This window comes from Vibrio sp. D3 (genome assembly GCF_043995865.1).
GTDB classification, from domain to species: Bacteria; Pseudomonadota; Gammaproteobacteria; order Enterobacterales; family Vibrionaceae; genus Vibrio; species Vibrio diabolicus.
Genome location: NZ_CP171886.1, coordinates 179,868 through 202,613 on the forward strand (window position 1 = coordinate 179,868; position 22,746 = coordinate 202,613).

The window sequence follows — 22,746 nt, forward strand, 5'->3', positions numbered from 1 at the left end:
GGGAGCGTAAATGCTCCCTTTTTCATGACACGTTAATTAAGAGCTTATTAAAGCAGATTAAGCCATAAAGCCAAGGTTTGAATTAGCGAAGTTGCGGATATTAGGGAACACGTATTCCAATGCCGCGTTATCACTCACGCCCATCCATTGCGCGAGGGTTGAGCCCACCTGATCTGCTGCAATTTGGGGTATGAGTCGACCTTGAGAATAGTCATCGTTTCCGCCCAATACTAGTTCAGGCCATGTGCCGATAGGTCGCTGACCATTCACCGCGCCCCCAATCAATAGTTGATGACCACCCCAACCGTGATCGGTGCCGTTACCGTTGCTTGTCATCCGTCGACCAAAGTCAGACATTGTAAAAGAGGTCACTTGCTTGTTTAGCCCCAACCCGTCAATCGCACGATACATTCCTAAGAGGTTAGTCGCTAGATCTTCGAGCAGTACGGGGTGTCGAACTAATTGAGAATCGTGTAGGTCGTAGCCAGAGTGTTTAACGAAGAAGACTTGTCGTTGTTGCTTTAACACATCTTGGCTTGCGATCAATTTGTAGACGGTTTGCATCTGCTTGCCGAGTGTTGATGAGGTGAACAGCGGCGCATCATCAATATGATTGAGTTGCTCGCTTAGCACGCGGCTCATCATCATCGATTCATCAACCATCAAATTAAAGTGACCACTAAACGGATTCTCTGTTTGATGAGAAAGCAGTTGATCATAGATCCCCTTGTATAGTGGGTTATCAATCGCGGTAAGCTGAACCGCACGGTCTTTTTTCAGCACGGTTTGGCGGTGTTCCATCGCGCGTAACCAAAGCGAGTTCCCGTGCACACTGTATAGCGGGGTTATTTCTGATTCAGAAGTTAATACGTCCAACATTCTGCCCGCCCAACCCAAATTGCTAGATTCTTGCATACCACCAAGTAACCAAGCGTCAGTTTGTGAATTGTGGGAAAACAGTTGCTCGGGAAGTGACGTTTCACCTAGCTCAATCGCTTGTTTTGTAACGGGATGGTTGAGAATACCGCTATTGAGCACGATATTGGCATCGCCTTGTTCGAAAATTGAAGACAGCGCCTTTAGTTTGGGGTGTAAGCCAAGTTCTACCAGATTATCCGAGCTATCGGCGGTACGCAAATTGATAGGGAGTATGTCGTCTTTGGCGACAGAAAGAGCCCCTCTGACTTTGGCATATTGGTTATAGTGCGCGTCAGACAACGGCAGTACAGTGTTGAACGCATCGTTTCCACCTGCTAAATAGACACATATTAATGCTCGAAAGTCATTAGATGGCGCCGCGAGAGAATAACCCGGTAGACCAAGCGAAGCTAAAGCGCCCATCGATGCAGTGCTTTTTATAAAATGTCGTCGTGAAATATCCATAATCCACTCCTAATCCTGAATATAGAATTCATCGCCGGAAATGGCGGTAAAAATCACCAAGGCGAGCTTTGTTGTTGGCACATAGTCCTCACGATATTCATCTAACACGGTGAGCATGAGTTTTTTTAATTCCGCCGAGGCCGTTCCAGCAAAGAAGCGTGCGTTAACCAGCTCGACTAAGGCATCGTGATCATCCAAAAGAAGATAAAACTCGCCGAGATCGAGAGTGTAGGAATCACCGCCGCCTCTGCGAGTGCTGGTCAACATATAGTTGACCAAATCGGTATAAACGGACCAGTTCAGTAGCTCATACTCCGGAGAGCTAATACCAGACTCCGTAAACTCGTTAGATGGTTGGTAGTCAGGAGAGTAAAAATTAAATACGGAAGGAGAGCGAAGAGGTCCTTGATTGGCGATATTCATCATCGTAGTAGCGTCTTCGTAACGTGTAGATTTGATTGTAAAACCCGCTGCTCGATGAAAATTAGTTAGGACCAGTATTGGCTCTTTCACTTTTATTGGCGGGGTATCTGTCATGCCTAGAGCCTCAGAATCGAGCAAGATGGCATGAATGACCGCGTTTAAATCTCCTTTTTCTCCTTTGCCATTGTTGTTGAATACCGAAGCAACACGTGCGATGTACTCCGGACTTGGATTCGAAGTTACAAAACGTTGGATAAGTAGCTTAGAAACAAACGGCGCCATGTTTGGATGAGACATCAAAATATCGATCACTTTTGAAAGCTCTTCTTGCGCAGTTAAACCAGCAGGAATTGTGTTACCAAGCAATCGTTTCTCGCCACCATCGTGTCGGTGGCTGATGACTCGCATCGGTTCGACAAACGCTAAATCGGCATTTTTCCAACCAGTTAATACTCGAGCGAGCTCTTGAATATCCGTTTGGGTATATGTGGGGATAGGCTTACCCGTTTTACGATCAAGCTTTTTACTGCCATCGATATTCAGTTCATACAAGCCTAGGGTGAACAACTGCATCAACTCTCGAGCGAAGTTCTCATCAGGTAATGCCCCCGTCGTGTTGTTCTTTTTTGCGCTACCGAGCATGGACAAATAGCTGCCCATAACAGGATGAATGGAAACGTCATATAATAAATCTCGGTAGTTGCCAAAAGCGTTAGCAATCAATACATCATAGTAGTCGACTAGACCAGTGGGCTTACTGGAAAGAACACCGCCATAGCGAGAGACCACTAAGATCTGGCTTAATGCATACGCCATGCGTTGTCTGAGTTGATCATCAGCAGTAATAACAATTTGATACCAAGCGTTTTCTCGATTGGATTGTGCGCCTTTGGAAAAAGGTGTCCGATAGAGCGGTTGATGATAGGTGGCAGGAAGGTGGATTTGTTGAGATATCCAACTTTCCATCCCGACTTCTTCTACCTCATCAATTAATGTTGATGTTGGCCCAAAAGTGCTCTGATAGAGGAAACGCGCAACGGTTTGATCGGAGGGCGTTAGTTCCATTTCTGCTGGTACTGAAGGGACGTAACTTAGTAATAAGATAATCAACCCTAGTACCCAACAAGAGATTTCATTTTGTTTCTGACGTCTCATAGTTAACTCGCTTACCCGAGGGAACGACTTAAATCCATTTAACGGGAGTGATTAAGCTCATTTGAGCTAAATAATAAATTTAGAAAAATCAAGCAGCTGCAGGAACGAGTATAGTCTCTATAAGTGACTAACAAAAAACTCAATCTATGAATTTGGTACTTTAGTGCTAGATGTTTTTGATACTTATTTAGGTAACGTACTGATATTTAATATCGCGTGAGAATAGGGTCAAACAGTGATATAGCGAGGAATGTGTGGTGATACTGCAATAATGCGGTCAACGTGAGAGTGATGCAATCATTAAGTCTGCAATATAACTTAAACTGATTTATGAGCTAATAAATAAAGTTGTTTTATTGGCACAAGAGAAAACCGCATGGGTGTTCTCTTGTACAAAGTAAAAGGATTATTTTCTAGCAAGTTTATGGTGAGCTCGGGAGAAGTGATCGGCACAAAATGCGCCGACAATTGAGAGTTCACCGGCCAGACAAAGCGCAGCTGCGACTTCGGCTAAGGCTTTCGCATTGCCGTTGCCGTGCAACCCCAAAATATCCAAACATGCTTTTTGCGTTGGAAGGCCTGTGCCCCCGCCAACCGTTCCCACCATGATGTTTGGCAAGGTCACGCACGCGTACAAGTTGCCTTGAGCGTCCACATCCATACGAGTGATACCAATGGCAGACTCTGCAACACAAGCGGCATCTTGACCGCAAGCAATGTACAGCGCGGCAAGAGCGTTTGCGTAATGCGCGTTGACGCCAATCGTCCCGCTGAGTAAACCGCCCACCGTGGTCATTTTGCCAAATTGAACCATAGACTCTGGCGTGGTATGCAGATATTTTTCCACTAACTCAGCAGGAATGGTCACTTCGGCGGATACTTTCTTACCGCGTACCGAGCGCAGCGTGTGCGCGTTTGGTTTTTTGTCGCCTGATAAGTTGCCATCCAAGAAGGCTTGCGTTGGTTTGATTGGGCTGGTCGCCAAAATATGATGGAACACTTCGTTTGTTGCGATGGTCACCATGTTTTGTCCGGAAGCGTCACCGGTCACGTATTCAAAGACCAAATAAACGTGGTTTCCTTCGATATTTACGTTGATGTCTTTGAGTTTGCCATGTGAGGTGGTGGATTCCGCTATTTGACGAAATACTTCAAACTGGGTCACAACCCAACTGACGAACTGGCCAGCGTTGGCAAGGTTATTAAAGGCGAACACTGGTGTTCGGCTCACCCCTTCACTCAGCAACAATGCGCTCGCGCCACCAGCGGCGGTAATAAGATTTGCGCCACGGTTGTAGGAAGCGACTAACGCGGCTTCTGTCGTTGCGAGCGGAACCAAAAAGTCATCGTTCGCATACAATCCATTGATGCGCAAAGGGCCTGCGATGCCGACCGGCACATTGACAGTACCAATGAAGTGCTCGATGTTGTTGGAGTAAGCGTCGCAATGTGACTGCGTGAAAGGATCAAGAAGATGATCTTTATTGGTCACGTGTTCCAATACTTGCCAACGGCGCGCCAAATGCTTATCCGATAGACCAGGGCTTAAGCAGAGACGTTTCTCTGGCTTGTGAAACCTCGGTTCTAATGCCGATTGAATCTTACTGCTGGTTTCGATATCGGAAAGGGCGGAGCTTTGAACAGGGTTATCTTGGTTTAACTTCGGCATACAAACGTTAACTGAAAAATCGAACCAGAGATTGTAGTGATTGAGGCTTTGATTACAACGTTGATTATACGTTTTGCAACAAATACCACTGTGCAAGCGCCTTTATTATCCAAGTGATTTGATATTGGAGCGGCGAATTTACCGGAAATAAATGGGTTTTGACAATGAATGTTGCAGTGAATAGAGGAATCTATGGTTCTCAGAGAACTTAGATGGTTTAGACCGCAGCGGCTTTGAGTCGATAAGGTGTAAGAATGAGTGTCTTAAAACCGGACAGGCTCAATCTATGAGAGGAATAAATTGTCTAACCCAGTCCCTTGGGTCAGACGCTAGCTTGAATCCGTTATTCAGAAGTTAGTTAAAGGCGCGAGCCACACGTCCCGCACTTTGAATACGGTAATGGCCAACGTAAGCAGGAACAAATACCGATTGTCCTTTCGCAGCGGTTAACGTCTCACCGTTATCACTGATGAGTGTCAGGTCGGCATCAATCGCCATCAAAATCTCTGCGCTGTTTGCCTCAACCACTTCATTGTTCGGTTGGTTAATAATGCTGAAACTAAAGTCTGCCACTGGAACGGGGTAAAGGCTTTGGCAACCATTTGCATTGGGTTCAAGAACAAGGCTGTTAAACGGCTTAGGCACAAAGTCTGTGCATTTAACCAGTTCTTCAACATCCATATGTTTCGGCGTGAGTCCTGCACGCAAAACGTTATCTGAGTTCGCCATGATCTCTAATCCCGTACCTTTAATGTAAGCGTGTGGCGTTCTTGCGCTCAGGAACATCGCTTCGCCAGGTTGCAGCGTGATGACATTCAACAGTAATGGCGCAAACAAGCCGACATCGCCGGGGTATTGAGTGGATAGATTCAAGATGAGCTGGAAAACATCGCTGTCAGTGCCTTGCTCCGAGTCAGTGCATTGTTCCGATTGGCGTGAAGCGTGGGCAAGAAGCTGTTTCAGAGCTCGCTCTTTTGTTTCTCCTTCCATGGTCAGAATGTGCACAAAGAAATCTCGTAAACCTTGTGAGTTGATTTCGCGTTTGAATGCATCTAGCGGTGCGCGTAGCTCATCGATATCGCAAAGGCTAAATGCCTCAATAATCTCGGCATACGAGCGAAAACCGTTCATGGCTTGGTAACTTGTCAGCGCGTACACCAACTCAGGTTTGTGGTTTGGATCCTTGTAGTTACGATGGCTCGCGTTTAGTGGGATGCCAGCACTTTGCTCTTTTTCGAAACCTATTTCGGCATCTTGTTTGCTTGGATGAACTTGAATCGACAGTGCGTGTTCGGCCGCTAAGATTTTAAACAGAAAGGGCAGGTCGCCAAATTTTGCTGCGGTTTCTGATGATAAATAGGCGGGTTGATTTTGTTTGATCAGTTCAGACAAAGGCAGCGTGTTTTGCTCAACCTGAACTTCAGAGCAGCCGTTTGGGTGAGTACCCATCCATACTTCTGCTTGAGGCTCATTCGTTTCGTTAGAAAAGCCAAACAAATCGTGAATAGAAGAGGTGCTTCCCCAAGCGTAGTTTTGGATTTTGTTGTTCATTTGAAAGAAGCTATGCGATGAAATAGTGTTCAAATTCATGAATTTTTCCCATAGTTAACCCTCCGAACTGAATCGGAAGAAAAATTGAGCAGAGATACGTTAAATAAGGATGGCGAGCGCGGTTAGGTCACTCGCCAATTTGCCCGAAGGGCGATAAGTCGATTTACAACCGAGGTTTTGGGTCGAGTGGTTTTCGTGATGGTTGTGCTTGCAAAAATGGCAGCAACAAAAGGCCAATGACGGCTGCACAAACTGAAATGGTGATGAAGAAACCCGTCCAATGATATTCTTCAAGAATTAACGCCAGTGGATAGCCAGACAATGCTGCGCCCATGTAGGCGAACAAGCCCACGAATCCTGTTGCCGCGCCGGCAGAATCTTTGTGAGAGCACTCAGCTGCCGCCATACCGATCAGCATTTGTGGTCCAAAGACAAAGAAGCCGATGGAGAACAATCCCGCCGCTTGGAATGCAAAGTTGGTCAGAGGCATCAGCCAAAGCGCGGAGACAGATAAGAAAATCCCAATCGCGAACAGCAAGTTCATTGGCCCACGGTTACCACCAAAGAGTTTGTCTGAGCCCCAGCCTGCAACCAATGAACCAACAAAACCGCCGATTTCAAACATCGACAGAGCAGCGTTGGCGTTAATCAGGCTATAGTGATGCTGCTCGGTTAAGTACAGGTTTCCCCAGTCATTGATTGCGGTTCGGACGATGTAAACCAACACATAACTGAACGCGAGCAGCCAGATGTATTTGTTGTTAAATACGTACGATTTCAGAATTTCGCGGTAGGTGAGGCCACGTCCGTAATTTTCTTGCGCAAGTTCTAGTGCGTCGTTGCGCCATTGTCCGACACTTGGTAAGCCCATTGTTGTGGGTTTATCGCGCAATCGCCAACAAACGAATAGACCGAGTAATACACCGATGATGCCGGGTAGAATAAAGCCTTCACGCCAGCTGTAGTGTAACGTTAAATAGCCCACCAAAATAGGGATCAGCGCGCCACCAACGTTGTGTGCGGTGTTCCAAATCGCCCATAAGAAGCCACGCTCGGAGCGTGAATACCAAGTGGTTAACAGCTTGGAGCATGAAGGCCAGCCCCAGCCTTGGAACCAAGCGTTTAAGATCCACAGAGTAATGAAAGCCGCGAGTGAGCTAGAAAAGCCGAACGCGATGTTGACCAGACCTGTCGCAATCAAGCCTAGCCCCATGAAATAACGAGGGTTAGAGCGATCTGAAATCGTGCCAGAAATAAACTTCGAGCAGCCGTAGGTGATGTAGAAAAGCGTACCGATTAGACCCAAATCGCCCTTATCTAAGCCAAGGTCGGTAATCATCGCTGGTGCGGCGTAGTTAAAGGTCTTACGGGTAAAGTAGAAACCTGCGTAGCCGATGTACATCCCCAACATAATGTGCAAACGCCAATGGCGGTAACGCTGGTCGATTTGCTCGTTGCTCAGACTCGGTTGAGTAAATTTAGGTGAACGTAAAAATCCAAACATCTTGAGTTACACCTTAGGTAAAGTAATGCTGATTTGTGTGCCGATCACTTGATCGCTGGTGGAGTAGATAACCATTTTTCCACCTAACGCGTGCACACGCTCTTGCATGCCGCGAACGCCCATGCCTTTCATGCTGTCCTGAACTTTGAAGCCGACACCATCATCGTGAATCATCAGTGACACCGCAGCTTCTCCAATTGTCAGTTCAATATTGATCAACTGCGCTTCTGCGTACTTGGCTGCGTTGTTTAATGATTCTTGGCATAAACGGAATAGGGTGACTTTGAGTGTGTCACTCAGGCTGGTGTAATCGCCCTGCCAGTTCAGTTGAACGTTGGTTCCGTGATTGGCGAACTCCATCTCTCGCGTTAGTTGCTCGACGGATTCTTTTAAGTCCAAATCATCCAGCATTTTTGGTCTTAGCTTGCTTAACAGTCGCTTAGTGGTGTCGTACACGTTGAGGGAAAGCCCTTCGATCATGTCGGCGCAACCCACGCTTGTTTCTGCGTTATTTACCCGCTTAATGATGTTGGCTTGTGTGCGGATTGCCGTGATGTTCTGTCCAATTTCGTCGTGTAGCTCGTGCGCAATATCGCGTCTTACAGACTCTTCAGCTTTGATAAGCTGGCGAGACAAATTCTGATTGCGTGCAAGCTCGCCGCGCAGTTTTTGATTGAGGTCTTTTTGTTTCTGAACCCCTAAACCGAGCATAATGCCAGTAACGGTTTGCGCTGAGAGAGATAACAACAAATCGGTGATTTCTAGATTCGACACGCCGCTGCGAGCCGCAATCAGCGCAATGCTGTTGAGCATGGTGGCGAGTAGGGCACCTTGCCAGCCGTAACGCAGAGCAAGCACGATGATTGGAATCGCCATACAAAATGGCGCAAATCGTTTTAGCTCTTCAGGCAAACTGGTTTGCACCAAAATACTGCCGATCAAAAGCAGCGCATAAAGCACGATATGACGCACCTGAAATACAACGGTATTACTAAGTAGGAGAGAGCTAAGCGGAGACCAACGACTTTGGAACAAATAACTCCATAACAAGTAGCACATAGGCACCACGAGCAAGCCTCCAGAAATGCTAGCCAGCCACACCATGTAAACCGAAGGAACGTGAAAACCAACGGCCATCACATTAATAAACGCGCTAATGATAATGACAACGCTCATCACGGCTAAATGGCGGTTTTGATCTCCGTAGTAGTATTTTTTCGCAATCAGAGTGACCGGGATACTGGCAATGCTCGCAATCAGCACGGTAAGCCACTGCGGTTGACCCAGTAACATCGCAAGTGCGATGGAAAGCCCCCACTCTGAAAGATAAATCGTTGGCCAGTAAGCGGTGCGAGTGTGCAGGGCGACACCTAATCGTAAAGCGAAAGGAAACAATAAGATCGCCAGCTCGGGATCATTGACAAAGTAATAGGCAATCACCCATAAGCAGAACCAGGCGCAAGCCATAACAAAAAGTCCGCAAATGGTGGTAACAGCATAAGCTCGCATTAAAAGGACTCTTGAGAAAATAGTTTGGCGAGCTCAACGTTGTTTTTAACGCCGAGTTTGTCGATGGCATTCGCTCGATGAACGTGTACGGTCTTGTGGCTCAAGCCAAGCTCTGCCGCGACGGACTTTACATCCAACCCGGTCGCAAGTAGCTGACATACCTCGTTTTCACGTTTTGTCAGTTGGCATAGAGAGGTGGTGTTGTCGCTAGGCGTTGCAAGTTTAAGTGCAATATCTGATGTGAGGTAACAGCCACCAGAAGCACTGGTTCTCACGGCTTGAATAAGTTCGTCTGGGCTACAGCGTTTACTAAGATAGCCTTTTGCACCTAGCTTTAGTGATTTTTCCACCATCGCAGGGGAGTCATGCACGCTAAGCATCACGCAGGCAATGCCAGTTGGTATTTCGCTAAGAAAGTTTAAGCCGCTTTCATCTGGCATGGAAATATCTAGGATGACGACGTGTGGGTGTACTGCAGGCAAGCCTGTGCGTGCTTCTGCGACAGAGCCGAATTCACCAACAACGGTAATATCACTTTCTAAATTTAATAATTGTGCGAAACCCGAACGCACGATGACGTGATCATCAACTAGAGCAACATGAATCATCATTACAACCAAATAGAGCAGACAACAAACAACAATAAGCCCCAAAACGGAGCTAATAGAAAAACCTTTAATGATACTGAATTGATCAACTCATTTTAATGATCTTGCGCGCTTTACCGAAGTAAAGCGCGCAGAGAAGTTAGGCTTGGTTTTGTGCAAGTTGAAGCTTCTTCGCGTGTCGAATTTTCTTCTCTTCCGCGATAGCGACGAAAGCAAGCAAAACAATACAAATCATGGCGGAGGTATCTAGGGCTGCGAAGGTACCTTTCCAACCTGTTAAGCCGAAGATAGGTGTACCGTCTGCAATCATACCCAAGCCTAGTTTTGCAAAGCTATCGCCGATTAGGTAAGCGAAAGTACCTTTTACGCCGTCAGCCACACTGATTGCTTTTTTAGGGACAAAACCAACCGCGGCAACACCGATAAGAAGTTGCGGACCAAACACCAAGAAGCCTAATACAAATAGAGAGGCCAAGTACATGAACTCGCTAGTGGCGTGCTGGTAGAACTCAAGCGATACGATGATCAAACCAAGAGATACACAAGCAACCAATGCGCGGCGACCGTTTGCTAGGTCAGACAGGTAACCCCACATCAACGTACCCACAAGTGCACCGACTTCGAACAGAGTAAAGCCAGAGATTGCCGTTTCTTTTGACAGGCCAAGCTCTTGGTATGCGTATACCGTTGACCATTGGTCGATACCGATACGAACGATGTAAAGGAAGATGTTTGCAAAGCAAAGTAGCCAGATAACTTTGTTTTTAAGAACGTATTCAACAAAGATTTCTTTCTTGGTCATCTGGTTTTCTTCAGCGGCGGTGTCTTCTTCACTCACTGCTTCATCGAAAAGTTCTTCTACTTTACCTAGACCGTAAGCTTCTGGTGAGTCGCTACCAAAGCGCATACCGATAAAGCCAACGATGATTGCGATGATAGAAGGGAACACGAACATGCCGATTACGTGGCCGTCGAATAGGTAGTTAGCACCGAAAAGAGCAACACCCGCTGCGCCCGCACCACCAACGTTGTGTGACATGTTCCACAAGCCTAGGTAAGAGCCGCGTTTGTTACGAGGTGTCCATTTTGTAATGGTTGAGTAACTAGAAGGGCCACCAGTACTTTGGAAGAAACCACTCAGAGCGTAGAAAGCCACCATCAAGAACAGGCTTGCACTACCGCCGCCCATGCTGAAGCTGAAACCAAGCATTGCAAGACCAGAAAGGATCAGCATAAAAGGGAGGAATTGCTTGGTGTTCTTACCGTCAGCGTAGTAAGACACAACGGTTTTACCGATGCCGTATGTGATGGAGAAGCCAAGGCCAATAAGACCTAGGTCTGTCATGCTCAAACCGTAAGTTGAGATCATGTCGTTTTGCGCGACATTGAAGTTCTTACGAATCAAGTACATGGTTAGGTAGCCGATGAATACGACCAAGTAAGATTGGATGAACGGTTTAAACCACATCTTTCTTCTAACTTCGACAGGAAGATCGAGGGTCGGCTTCCGCACCTGTTCGAGGAATTTTAACATGATGAACTCTCTTGTAATTGTTTTAGAAACACAACGGAGACCGTTATGCGCTCTTGTTACCTTTGACTGAGCGGAATTCTAGAGAGTGGTTTTGTGAGGCACATGAGATGGTTGCCTAGATCGGCTAGGAAAAATTCCTAGAAATGCCTAGGAAGGCGGAAAAGCGTGAAAAGAGTCACACAAAATCCTTACCAACTTATGGGTTTTTGATAGGGTTCTTATCGGATTGGAAAGCGTTCAAATGCAAGCAGGTTAATATACGCAAGCTTAGTGCTGACAAGGGGGGAGCACGTTTGGTTGGATAGAATAGTGTCTTGTCGCCAAGTATCAATTGGGAACGAGAAGCAAGCAACAGAGACCCAGAGGTCTCTGTTAGAAATATTAGGAATTCTGCTAAGTTGACGTGTTAAGGCGCAGGGCTGTATAGACGCGGCGAGCCGTGTTTTGGCAAGTGAATTAGGTTCAAATGGTTTCTTCTTGCCCATTCGACGGTTAACGCTGTCGGTGCAGATAAGCAAACCAGAGTGGGGATACGCGCGCGAACGGCTTTGTGGATCAACTCTAAGCTGCAACGGCTGGTCATGATTGCGAAGCCACTTTGAGGCTCGATGTGATTGTTGGCCAATGCGCCAATCAACTTATCTAGCGCGTTGTGACGGCCGATGTCCTCTCGGCACAACTTGATGTTGCCTTGTAAATCTGCAAATAAAGCGGCGTGTAACGCGCCAGATTCACGTGCGGCTTCTTGATGCAGTGTGACTTTGTCTTGCAGCCCTTCGAATACATCCGAGCGCGGAGGAAGAGACGGTGTCAGCGGCGCCAAATCAGGCAAAGCTTGTTCCAGAGCCTCGACACCACAAATGCCGCATCCGGTTGTGCCTGCAAGATTCCGGCGTTGTGTTTTTAACGCCCAGAAAGCGCGGTTGCTGATTTCCACTTCCGCATAGTGAGATTCGTGATCGCCACCAATTTCAATGTCTTTGATCTCTTTGAAGTCGTGGACGATGCCTGTGCTTAGGCTAAATCCTTTCACGAAGTCTTCCAGATGGCCTGGCGTCACCATCATGACCGCTTGGCTAATGCCGTTGTAGCTGATAGCTAAGGCGGATTCACTCGCCAGCGACATTTGTTGCACTGTGCGGCCATCAATCAATTCTCGGTAATTGAACGCACTTGGTTGAGGTGGTGCTTGATTGAAATCGGACAGTTCAAAATAAGATTGAGTAGTACATCTCATGAAATCACCTCATAAGCCGTTATGTATGCCAAAAATTGACGTGTGGATTCTTGTTATCGATTGAATATGTTTTTTGCTTCTGCGAAGCACTGATCGGTTAGCGCGGAGAAGGGTTCTTGTTTTCGCTTTAACAAACCTAGCGGTGCGTGAACGGCGGCTTCTTCGATAGGGATAATGCGAAGTGTATCGTTCAACTCTTCCAATCCACAATTCAGCGGCATAATGGCGCAACAAAGGCCACTGGTTACTGCTTGGATCAAGTGAAAGGTTGAGTTACTTTCAATGACGGTTTGCGGAACCAGCCCTTTACTCACAAAGCTAAGATCAATTGAGTGGCGATAGTGCATGCCCTTCGAAAGCAGCCCTAGCGGAATGTTATTGAGTGACTCCCATAACACTTCAGATTCGGCAAAATCAAAATGACGCTCATCGAATAAAACGCCAAGTTTGGTCGAGTCTAGCTCGATAACATCAAAGTAAGCGGTGTTGACTTGATCGACATAACACATCCCCAAATCAAGTTGATTGCGATTGAGTTGGTCTATGATCTGTTCGGTCGTCATGGAGAGTATTTGAAAGCGTAACTCAGGGAACTGTTGAGCTAATGGTTTGAGCAATTGCATAGGGTTTTGGCTGGCGAGTGGCACCATTCCAAGCCGAAGAGAGCCGACTAACTGACCACGGCAGTTGGCGGCTTCGGCTTGCAATCCATCATGAGCTGCTAAGACGGTTTTTGCCCAAGCTAAAATGCGTTCTCCGGCTTCAGTGAATCCTTCAAATCGTTGACTTCTTTGGATTAATTCGAGATCGAGTTCTTCCTCTAAGCTTCGGATTCTCATGGACAAGGTAGGCTGCGTAATGTGGCACAATGCGGCGGCTTGACCAAAGTGTTTGGTCTGTTCAAGTGCGATGAGATATTTAAGTTGTTTGATATCCATAATGGCTTGTTAACCTTGCGTTGTGAGTCACATGTACGGGGGTCCCTAAAAAGGGCACAGCACTACCGTACTTTTTAAGCGCTGGAGCGTTTTAACTGGGGAATGGAAAACCAAAACCAAGTCAAGAATAAAACCACACTCAAAATTGATCTGAATCAAGGCTATTCCTGATATTAATTAGGGTCAAATTTAAAGTATCTATAGTGTGATAGATATTATCTATTATCAAGAGTGCCGATTTTATTGAGTTCGTTAAGCGAACTAGGTGGAATCGAATGGGAAAACGATTAACCTCATAAATTGTATTGATTAAAAATGTGATGACCGTCAGTGGAAAAATTCGTCATAGATTTTGTTTATCACTCGGTCAGGATTATCAATTGGACGCATATTGAATATCGACTTAATCTTTGATTTAGATCAAGACGCAACAATGCGAATTGAATCTACCAGTCTTAGAAACAGTAGGCGGGTATCCGATATCAAGAATCTAGATAAGTAAACGCTCGGACAAGCGAGAGCGTGTTGAGTGGTTACTTATTTGGATTAAAAAATACATGGATTAGAAACTAAGCCCTTCAATACTTCCGCATTATCTCAATAAATAACGCGCTTGTTTTCACGGGCACCCTGCTTGCTGGTATATCTGCGAGGAGTAAAGTCGTGAGCCAAAAAGAACAAATAAAAGCATACAAAGGTCCAGCTGGTGGTTGGGGTGCACTGAAAGCCGTAACCAGAAGTTGGTGGGGCAGTGAAAATGCAGTTAAAAACATTCGCACTATGCTCAAAACCAACCAAAATGGCGGTTTCGACTGCCCGGGATGTGCATGGGGTGAGTCGCCAGATAGTGGTAAAGTCAATTTCTGTGAGAATGGCGCGAAAGCGGTAAACTGGGAAGCGACCAATCGTCTGGTTGATCCTGAGTTTTTTGCCAATCACAGCGTTTCTTCTCTCTCAACGCAAACCGATTACTGGTTGGAATACCAAGGCCGTATCACGCACCCAATGCGATACGATGCCGAGTACGACCACTATGTGCCTGTCTCTTGGGATGAGGCTTTTTCTCTTGTGGCTAAACATCTCAACCAATTGGATTCACCACACCAAGCGGAGTTTTATACCTCTGGTCGTGCAAGCAACGAAGCGGCGTTTTTGTATCAGCTATTTGTGCGCGCATTCGGTACCAACAACTTCCCAGATTGTTCCAACATGTGCCACGAAGCCAGTGCTATCGGGATGAAAGACACCATTGGTGTTGGTAAAGGCACAGTGATCTTTGATGATTTTGAAGAAGCTGATGCGATTTTCGTGATTGGTCAAAACCCGGGCACGAACCACCCACGAATGCTTGAACCTCTGCGCGAAGCGGTAAAACGTGGTGCACAGGTTATCTGTCTAAATCCGCTGAAAGAGCGCGGATTAGAGCGTTTCCAAAACCCACAAATGCCGATTGAGATGTTGAGTAACGGCTCAGAGCCTACCAACACGGCGTACCTGCGTCCTGCTTTAGGCGGAGACATGGCAGTGTTTCGTGGCATCGCGAAATTCTTGTTGCGATGGGAGCGCGAGGCATTGCAAAACGGTGGCAAAGCGGTATTTGACCGCGAATTCATCAAACAACACACGATAGGTATTGATGAGTATTTGGCTGAAGTGGATGCAACCTCTTGGGAACACATCGCGGAACAATCGGGTCTTGATTTAAGTGAAATCGAGATGGTGGCGAGCATGTATCGACGTGCAGAACGTGTGATCATGTGTTGGGCGATGGGGTTGACTCAGCATCGTCACTCTGTACCAACCATTAAAGAAGTCGCAAACGTGCAAATGTTACGAGGTAACGTTGGTAAGCCGGGCGCGGGTCTTTCACCAGTGCGTGGTCACAGTAACGTTCAGGGCGACCGTACGATGGGCATTGATGAAAAACCTTCAGATCTGTTGTTGGATCGCATTGAAAGTCGATTTAACTTTGCCGTCCCGCGTGGTGAAGGCCACAACACTGTGCAAGCCATTAAAGCGATGGAAGAAGGGCAAGCGAAAGTATTTATCGGTTTGGGCGGTAACTTTGCACAAGCAACGCCAGACACAGAACGTACGCACAACGCGATGCGAAACTGTAATTTAACCGTACACATTTCGACGAAGTTAAATCGTTCTCACCTTGTCACAGGTAAAGATGCGCTTATTCTTCCGTGCTTAGGCCGTACCGAGATTGATCAGCAAGCGACTGGCCCACAAGGTGTGACGGTTGAAGATACTTTCAGCATGGTACATATCTCATTTGGTCAGCTAAAACCGCGTTCGGAGCATTTGCGTTCAGAACCAGCGATTATTGCCGGTATTGCTAATGCCACACTCGGGGTAAAACCAATTGATTGGTTGTGGGCGATTGAAGATTACGACCGTATTCGCGATTTGATTGCCGACACGATTCCGGGCTTTACCGACTTTAACCATAAGCTTAAACACCCGGGTGGATTCCACTTGGTAAACCCAGCTGCCGAGCGTCGATGGAATACACCAAGCGGCAAAGCACAGTTCAGCTCTAGCGAGTTGCCGAAGCAGTTGATCAGCGAAGCGATACTCGAAAAAGGCCAAAAGCCAGATTTGATCTTGCAAACCATGCGCTCACACGACCAATACAATACGACACTTTACGGCTTGAATGACCGTTATCGTGGAGTATTTGGTATGCGCGAAGTGCTGTTTATCAATGAAGCGGATATTCGTAAACTCGGTTTTGAACCGGGAGACAAAGTGGACATGGTGTCATTATGGGAAGATGGCGTAGAGCGTCGCGTGAGCGGATTTACGCTTGTTGCCTATGACGTGCCAGCAGGTCAGGCGGCGGCTTACTATCCAGAAACGAACCCATTGGTTCCTTTAGATAGTTATGGGGATAGAACGTTTACGCCAACCTCTAAGTTTATTGCGATCAAATTGGAAAAATCGACATCCGATAAGATCGCTTTGGTGGAAGCAGAATAGTTCCCAAACCAGCACAACGACATTCCAGATAACCAAACGGCTGATATCAATTATCAGCCGTTTTTAATTGCTCACTTTGCCTTTAGAACATTTCGTCGAAGGCGTGTAGGGGGGCTGAATTAAAATAGTTATTTTCGTTAATAACGGGGTTATTGGATAGCACTCTAAAAGGCAGCAATTAAGGCGCATTGGTCCAGCTTGTGTATAATATTAATGAAATTAGGCTATTAGACGTATAACCTGACGGATGTCTGTATTTGAGCCTAGATCTAAGCTGATGAAACTAATAAGAAGATAGATGACTTTGAAAAGTATAATTAAATTAACGTTAAGCCACTTAGTTGCTGTTGCGATTGGTATTGCGATAGGTATCTATACTTTACCGATTCTTATTGCACCGCCTGCGCCGACCGATGAGCAAGTTTCTGAGCGCATGCAAGGTGCAGAATACAGTGCAGTTGTCACGAGGGACCTCAAAGATAGCGACGCTTTTCATTGGGGAGAAGGTGAAATTCATTTGAGTTCCCAAGCTATTACGCTGGTAGGAAAACTCGCTCCCGGGCCTGACTATAAACTCTATTTATCTCCCAAATTTGTCGAGACTGAACAAGCGTTTAATGACCTTAAATCTGAGATGAGCTTGGTTGGTGATGTCAAAACATTCAATAACTTCGTTGTTGAGGTTCCTCAAGGGATTTCCATTTCTGAATACAATACTGTTGTTGTTTGGTGTGAAACATTCGGTGAGTTCATTACTTCGGCAAAATACCAATAAATCCCATCAGGAGAAGAAGTGGTTTCTTCTTAGTTAAGAAAGGTTTACTGCTCAAATAACTGGTGCAATACATTACGTGGTACAAATGCACTAAGCGCTGCTAATGGTTCTACAGTGGTTGATAGAACTTAAGGATATTTTGTGGAAGTTAAAATTTTTCAGGTCGACTCGTTTACATCAGATGTGTTCAAAGGCAATCCTGCAGGTGTGTGTATCACAGAATCAAGCCTTGATGAGGAAATGATGTTGGCCATAGCGGCAGAGATGTCACTATCTGAAACCGCGTTTCTGTCATTAAATACAATGCAACTTCGTTGGTTTACACCTGAAACGGAAGTCGCTTTGTGTGGACATGGCACATTGGCCACGGCGCACGTACTGAGAGAGCAAGGGTTATATAGTACAGGTGATACCATTGAGTTTGGCACGCTATCCGGCGTTTTAACTGCACAACTTGATCATGAGGACATTCATTTGGTGTTTCCTGCCCCTCTTTTAGATATGCGAGCAAGTATTAACACAGATTTGCTTCACGGCTTAGGGCTCGATGTGGCTGATGTAATTGCTTATGGTCAGTTTGATAATAAGCAGTTGATCGTCATCAATGATGAGTCTTTGATAGAGCAACTCGAACCTGATTTTAGTGCGTTACTTAAACAAAAAGGTCGTGGAGTTGTTATCACTGCTCAATCAAGCACTGACGCTGATTTTGTCTCTCGCTATTTTGCCCCTTGGGTGGGTGTTGATGAGGATCCAGTGACAGGTTCTGCTCATTGCGCTTTATGTGTTTACTGGGCTAAAGAGCTCGGTAAAGCGCAATTAAAAGGCTTTCAAGCATCCAAGAGAAGTGGAGTTGTTTATACAGAATTATTGAATCCGGAATGCGTTAAGCTTTCTGGAAGTGCGGTAACAATGTTGCGAGGAGATATGGGAATTGCGTAGTCGTCCTTTTTGGTTCTCGTTTTTTCTGATTGCAGGTTTATCCAGTTCTCACTAGTGACAAAGCTAGAAGGCTGTCTATTCACGTGGTTGATTTTGTTTGTAAAAACACCCCTCCCATAGTGGTGTATAACGATTGGAGAGTTATATGAAAACTATCGGTCTTCTAGGCGGCATGAGTTGGGAGTCGACGCTTAGTTATTACAAATTGATCAACGAAGGGGTCAAAGAGGCGTTAGGTGGCCTAAATTCCGCAAAAGTTTGTATGTATAGCGTGAATTTTTCAGAGATAGAGAAACTTCAACACCAAGGTAAATGGGAAGAAACGGCAAGTATTCTATCTGATGCTGCATCTTCAATAGAAAAAGGGGGCGCTGATTTTATTCTTATTTGTACGAACACAATGCACAAAGTTGCTCCTCAAATTGAAGCCAGCATTAATATCCCCATACTACATATCGCAGACGCGACTGCTGAGTTACTTCGTGAGAAAGAGGTTCAAAAGGTCGGACTCCTAGGTACTCAATTCACAATGGAGCAAGACTTTTACAAAGGACGGCTTTCCGACCTCTATGGGCTGGATATCATAACTCCTGCTCAAGATGATCGCTCTATAGTGCATAACATTATTTATAAAGAGTTATGCCAAGGTGAAATCAAAGAGGAATCGAGAACGATATACCTGAAAATCATTGAAAAACTAAAAGAGCAGGGAGCTGAAGCTGTGATTCTCGGGTGCACTGAAATTGCCTTACTTGTAAACCAAAGTCACACCGATGTTACGCTACTTGATACCACTTCTATCCATGCTCAAGCGGCAGTCCGTTTGGCGATAGAAGGTTAATGAGTTAGATTTGAGTCCATGTAAATAAACAAAAGAGAAAACCAATCCCTCGGTTTTCTCTGTTTTTATTATCCCGTTATAAGCGCGAGAATTTGAGTGTTCTGTATCCACCAATCAAGTTACGAGCTTTGTAACCATTGTTGACCAGTTGACGGTATGCCACGTTACCGCGCAAGCCTACTTGACAGTAAATCACAATCTCTTTGTCTTTTGGTAGTTCACCCATACGATGGCGTAGCTGATCAACCGGAATGTTGATTGCCCCTTCAAGATAACCAACAGACTCCAATTCACCCGGGTTACGGACGTCGAGGAGAATTTGATCTTCAGTCAGATTGTCGATTTCATCGTAATGAATCGCCGCTGCGTCACCTTTGATGATGTTATTTGCCACAAACGCCGCTTGGTTGATCACATCTTTTGCACTGCCGTAAGGTGGCGCGTAAGTCAGTTCAAGATGCTGCAGTTGTTCAACCGTCATGCCAGCACGTTGTGCAACAGCCATAACGTCAATACGTTTGTCGATACCGTCTTTACCAACTGCTTGAGCACCTAAAATCTTGCCTGATTTTGGATCGAACAACATTTTGAACGACACCACTTCTGCACCAGGGTAGTAGCTCGCGTGGCTTGCGGTATGCACGTACACTTTTTCGTATTCAACGCCAGCGCGTTTCAATTGTTTCTCATTTTTACCTGTTGAAGCCACAGCAAGGTCGAAGATCTTACAAATCGCAGTACCTTGTGTACCTTGGTAAGTTTCTTTGCGACCTAGCATGTTATCGGCAGCCATACGACCTTGACGGTTTGCCGGGCCTGCAAGTGGCACTAGAGTTTGCTCGCCAGTCACGAAGTCTTTCTCTTCTATCGCGTCGCCGACAGCGTAGATCGAAGGATCGCTGGTTTGCATGTATTCGTTCGTGTAAATACCGCCTAGCGCACCAATTTGAAGGCCAGCTTCTTGCGCCAGTTTTGTCTCAGGACGTACACCGATTGCCATGATCAGAATATCGGTAGTGAGTTTTTCACCGTTGTTCAGTGTTAACTCCAATTCACCTTCTAGGTGTTGGTGTTTCTCACTCTCACCAGAGTCGAAACTTGCAACGTGCTCGTTAGGTACGAATTTCACAGATTCAAGCGCGACGCCAAGTTTTAGGTCGATACCTTTGTCACGAATTTCTGCATGAGCAAAGCCTGCCATTTCACGGTCTACTGGCGTCATGACTTGGTCTGCCATTTCGATCAGAGAGGTTTGAATGCCAAGTTGGTGGAAGGCTTCCATCATTTCTAAACCGATGAAACCGCCGCCAACAACTGTCGCATGCTCTGGCTTGTTCATTTGGATCGTTTCGATGATGCGATCCATATCTGGAATGTTACGTAGCGAGTGGGTGAGCGGGTTATCGAGGCCTGGGATTGGCGGAACAATAGGGCCAGCACCTGGGCTAAGCAGTAGAAAATCGTACGATTCTACGTATTCAGACTCATCTAACAGGTTTTTGATCGTAACGGTCTTGTCCTGTCGGTTAATAGAAACCACTTCATTCATCACGCGAACATCAACGTTAAAGCGTGCTAAAAAGCTTTCTGGCGTTTGTAGTAGTAACTTACTGCGTTCTTGGATATCGCCGCCGATGTGATAAGGCAAGCCACAGTTGGCAAATGAAACGAATGGGCCACGTTCAAACATGATGATTTCGGCATCTTCGCTCAGACGACGAGCACGCGCCGCCGCAGATGCACCACCTGCAACACCACCGACAATGAGAATTTTGGTCATATAGACACTCCAACTTAGCGAGTAAAAAACAAACAATAATACACTCGAAAACAAGTGAATTTTTGTTTGTTTTTAAGATTATATTAGGAGTAGTGCTAAACTATTTTTAATGTCGCCTATCATGTAGTTGACTAATGAAACGAATGGGCCACGTTCAAACATGATGATTTCGGCATCTTCGCTTAGACGACGAGCACGCGCCGCCGCAGATGCACCACCACCGACGATTAAGATCTTAGTCATTTTTAACTCCAAGTTTTAGGGCGAGCTGACCTTTCACGAATAGCCTGTGTGAAAGGTCACTACGCTCTAGATTATCTAAAACCAAATTTCTTTAAAAAATAAGCAGCAGGGCAGATTCCCGTGTAAGCACTTTGAATAAGATTAACGCCGATAAACACGGTGAACCAAATGAAGTTACTGTGAACGAACACGGTTAGTATGACCGAGATCAATACCATCGTGCCTGCAAAAATTCGTACTGCATTTTCTAACGTCATAACTCTTCTCCTTCGTACTCTCAAACTGAGAACGCCATCCTTTGATATTCATCACTATAATTATCTAAATTAGAAATGTCTAATGTTAATTTATCTAAATTCATCATTGCTAATTTAGTGTTGACTAAATACGTTACTTTAGTAATATCTAATTTAGTTTTTAATATAGAGGTGAGTCATGAGCTATACAGATATGGATGTAGCAGCAATGAAAGGCAATGCCAATGAAGCTGCTGATCTCCTAAAAGTAATGGCACATCCGGAAAGGCTAATGGTGTTGTGCCAACTGACCCAAGGTGAGGTTGGTGTTGGGGAGCTACAAAAGAACTCGTTCCTTAGCCAATCCGCCTTTTCACAGCACTTGACGGTGCTTCGCAAACACAAATTGATCAAGGCTCGTAAGGCATCACAGCAAGTGTTTTATTCGTTGTCAGAACCGAGAGTTGAGTCATTAATCAAGGCGCTTCATAGCGTTTTCTGTAACTAATTCATAGCTAAGATTTTAGAGGTAAATAATGTTAAACGTTATTCCATGGGAATCGTTGTTTGGTGGCCTTTTGTTAGGGATCTCCGCCACTATATTGTTGTTGGTTAACGGGAAAATTGCCGGAATCAGTGGAATTATGAATGGCATTATGTCACCGAAAAAAGGCGATTATTCGTGGCGATTGCTTTTTGCGGTTGGAATGATAGCTGGTGGCTTGATTAGTGTCCTAATGTTGGGCGTTGCGGTTCCTAGTACCGTGAACCTTTCTTTAGGGATGGTGATTGCCGCTGGTTTATTGGTAGGAATCGGGACCAGACTGGGTAACGGATGTACTAGCGGACACGGCATTTGTGGCATGGGCCGTTTGTCTAAGCGCTCTATTGTGGCGACCTGTGTATTTATGGCTGTCGCTGGTCTAACGGTATTCGTTCGACTTCACCTAGTTTAAGAGAGATTCCATGAACAAGACTATTTTTCGTTTTTCTGCTCTTTTGAGCGGTGTGTTATTCGGTATGGGCATGGCGGTGTCTGGCATGATCGACCCAGCTAAAGTCATTGGATTTTTAGATATTTCTGGCAGTTGGGATCCAAGTTTGGCTTTTGTGATGGGCGGCGCACTCGCGGTATTCATGCCAAGCTATTTTTTAATCATCAAGCCGAGAAAACAATCAGTTAGCGGTGAAGCGTTTTGCACACCAACCAATAAGAACATCGACGGACGTTTGTTATCTGGTGCGGCGATCTTTGGTTTAGGTTGGGGGTTGGCAGGTATTTGCCCTGGCCCTGCAGTTGCGAGTCTGGCATTAGGCAACGTGAGCATTGTAGTGTTCTTCCTTGCGATGTTAGTTGGATCTCTGTTCGCGAAGGCGATCATTACTCACCGTAACGCGAAGAAGATGAAAACCGCGAACGCGTAAACAAT

General features: G+C 45.8%; 20 protein-coding genes. 7 read left to right on the forward strand and 13 right to left on the reverse strand.

All coding sequences use genetic code 11. From position 1 onward, the window contains the following. Window positions 1–57: 57 nt before the first annotated feature. From ACHFJ9_RS00770 to ACHFJ9_RS00815, 10 genes are all read right to left on the reverse strand, one after another. The gene (locus ACHFJ9_RS00770) at window positions 58–1,383 is read right to left on the reverse strand and encodes a DUF1501 domain-containing protein (RefSeq protein WP_395354762.1); all 1,326 of its coding nucleotides are present in this window, start codon (window positions 1,381–1,383) and stop codon (window positions 58–60) included. Window positions 1,384–1,392: 9 nt separating this feature from the next. Beyond that, window positions 1,393–2,961, reverse strand: a complete 1,569-nt coding sequence (locus tag ACHFJ9_RS00775) for a DUF1800 family protein (protein ID WP_395354764.1) — start codon at window positions 2,959–2,961, stop codon at window positions 1,393–1,395. A 406-nt stretch (window positions 2,962–3,367) separates the two neighbouring features. Continuing rightward, complete coding sequence (locus tag ACHFJ9_RS00780) at window positions 3,368–4,630, reverse strand: hydroxymethylglutaryl-CoA reductase (protein ID WP_395354766.1); 1,263 nt, start codon at window positions 4,628–4,630, stop codon at window positions 3,368–3,370. A gap of 354 nt (window positions 4,631–4,984) precedes the next feature. Then, complete coding sequence (gene manA, locus ACHFJ9_RS00785) at window positions 4,985–6,220, reverse strand: mannose-6-phosphate isomerase, class I (protein WP_395354768.1); 1,236 nt, start codon at window positions 6,218–6,220, stop codon at window positions 4,985–4,987. 124 nt (window positions 6,221–6,344) lie between these two features. Then, a complete protein-coding gene (locus ACHFJ9_RS00790; protein WP_025554330.1) occupies window positions 6,345–7,685 on the reverse strand; it encodes an MFS transporter in 1,341 nt (446 codons plus the stop codon). Window positions 7,686–7,691: 6 nt separating this feature from the next. Next, a complete protein-coding gene (gene uhpB, locus ACHFJ9_RS00795; protein WP_395354771.1) occupies window positions 7,692–9,194 on the reverse strand; it encodes a signal transduction histidine-protein kinase/phosphatase UhpB in 1,503 nt (500 codons plus the stop codon). Further along, entirely contained in the window at window positions 9,194–9,802 is a 609-nt protein-coding gene (gene uhpA, locus ACHFJ9_RS00800) for a transcriptional regulator UhpA (RefSeq protein ID WP_046875403.1), read from the reverse strand. The genes uhpB and uhpA overlap by 1 nt, the downstream gene beginning before the upstream one ends. A gap of 139 nt (window positions 9,803–9,941) precedes the next feature. Continuing rightward, on the reverse strand, window positions 9,942–11,336 hold the full coding sequence (gene uhpT, locus ACHFJ9_RS00805) for a hexose-6-phosphate:phosphate antiporter (protein ID WP_021707729.1): 1,395 nt from the start codon (window positions 11,334–11,336) through the stop codon (window positions 9,942–9,944). Between the two features lie 406 nt (window positions 11,337–11,742). Next, window positions 11,743–12,573: a formate dehydrogenase accessory sulfurtransferase FdhD gene (fdhD, locus tag ACHFJ9_RS00810; protein ID WP_395354773.1), complete on the reverse strand. Its 831-nt coding sequence runs from the start codon at window positions 12,571–12,573 to the stop codon at window positions 11,743–11,745. 53 nt (window positions 12,574–12,626) lie between these two features. Next, the gene (locus tag ACHFJ9_RS00815; RefSeq protein WP_005460961.1) at window positions 12,627–13,511 is read right to left on the reverse strand and encodes a LysR family transcriptional regulator; all 885 of its coding nucleotides are present in this window, start codon (window positions 13,509–13,511) and stop codon (window positions 12,627–12,629) included. Between the two features lie 663 nt (window positions 13,512–14,174). Between ACHFJ9_RS00815 and ACHFJ9_RS00820 the strand changes: the two genes are divergently transcribed. The 4 genes from ACHFJ9_RS00820 (at window position 14,175) to ACHFJ9_RS00835 (ending at window position 19,057) form a co-directional block, all read left to right on the forward strand. Continuing rightward, entirely contained in the window at window positions 14,175–16,499 is a 2,325-nt protein-coding gene (locus ACHFJ9_RS00820; protein WP_395354776.1) for an FdhF/YdeP family oxidoreductase, read from the forward strand. A 298-nt stretch (window positions 16,500–16,797) separates the two neighbouring features. After that, complete coding sequence (locus ACHFJ9_RS00825; RefSeq protein WP_046875407.1) at window positions 16,798–17,274, forward strand: DM13 domain-containing protein; 477 nt, start codon at window positions 16,798–16,800, stop codon at window positions 17,272–17,274. A 141-nt stretch (window positions 17,275–17,415) separates the two neighbouring features. After that, entirely contained in the window at window positions 17,416–18,216 is an 801-nt protein-coding gene (locus tag ACHFJ9_RS00830; RefSeq protein WP_395354779.1) for a PhzF family phenazine biosynthesis protein, read from the forward strand. A gap of 145 nt (window positions 18,217–18,361) precedes the next feature. Then, complete coding sequence (locus ACHFJ9_RS00835) at window positions 18,362–19,057, forward strand: aspartate/glutamate racemase family protein (protein WP_395354781.1); 696 nt, start codon at window positions 18,362–18,364, stop codon at window positions 19,055–19,057. A 76-nt stretch (window positions 19,058–19,133) separates the two neighbouring features. On the opposite strand, the gene ACHFJ9_RS00840 is transcribed toward ACHFJ9_RS00835, so the two are convergent. From ACHFJ9_RS00840 to ACHFJ9_RS00850, 3 genes are all read right to left on the reverse strand, one after another. Continuing rightward, on the reverse strand, window positions 19,134–20,837 hold the full coding sequence (locus ACHFJ9_RS00840; RefSeq protein ID WP_395354783.1) for an FAD-dependent oxidoreductase: 1,704 nt from the start codon (window positions 20,835–20,837) through the stop codon (window positions 19,134–19,136). 78 nt (window positions 20,838–20,915) lie between these two features. Beyond that, window positions 20,916–21,080, reverse strand: a complete 165-nt coding sequence (locus tag ACHFJ9_RS00845) for a pyridine nucleotide-disulfide oxidoreductase (protein WP_258692309.1) — start codon at window positions 21,078–21,080, stop codon at window positions 20,916–20,918. A 71-nt stretch (window positions 21,081–21,151) separates the two neighbouring features. Continuing rightward, a complete protein-coding gene (locus tag ACHFJ9_RS00850) occupies window positions 21,152–21,337 on the reverse strand; it encodes a DUF2892 domain-containing protein (protein WP_012842250.1) in 186 nt (61 codons plus the stop codon). Between the two features lie 178 nt (window positions 21,338–21,515). On the opposite strand from ACHFJ9_RS00850, the gene ACHFJ9_RS00855 reads away from it, so the two are divergent. Genes ACHFJ9_RS00855 through ACHFJ9_RS00865 form a run of 3 tightly spaced genes read left to right on the forward strand, consistent with a single transcriptional unit; the run spans window position 21,516 to window position 22,741 of the window. Further along, window positions 21,516–21,824, forward strand: a complete 309-nt coding sequence (locus ACHFJ9_RS00855) for an ArsR/SmtB family transcription factor (RefSeq protein WP_012842251.1) — start codon at window positions 21,516–21,518, stop codon at window positions 21,822–21,824. 28 nt (window positions 21,825–21,852) lie between these two features. Further along, entirely contained in the window at window positions 21,853–22,272 is a 420-nt protein-coding gene (locus tag ACHFJ9_RS00860; RefSeq protein ID WP_256898608.1) for a YeeE/YedE family protein, read from the forward strand. 10 nt (window positions 22,273–22,282) lie between these two features. Then, window positions 22,283–22,741, forward strand: coding sequence for a YeeE/YedE family protein (locus ACHFJ9_RS00865; protein WP_005479357.1), 459 nt, complete (start codon window positions 22,283–22,285; stop codon window positions 22,739–22,741). Window positions 22,742–22,746: the final 5 nt, after the last annotated feature.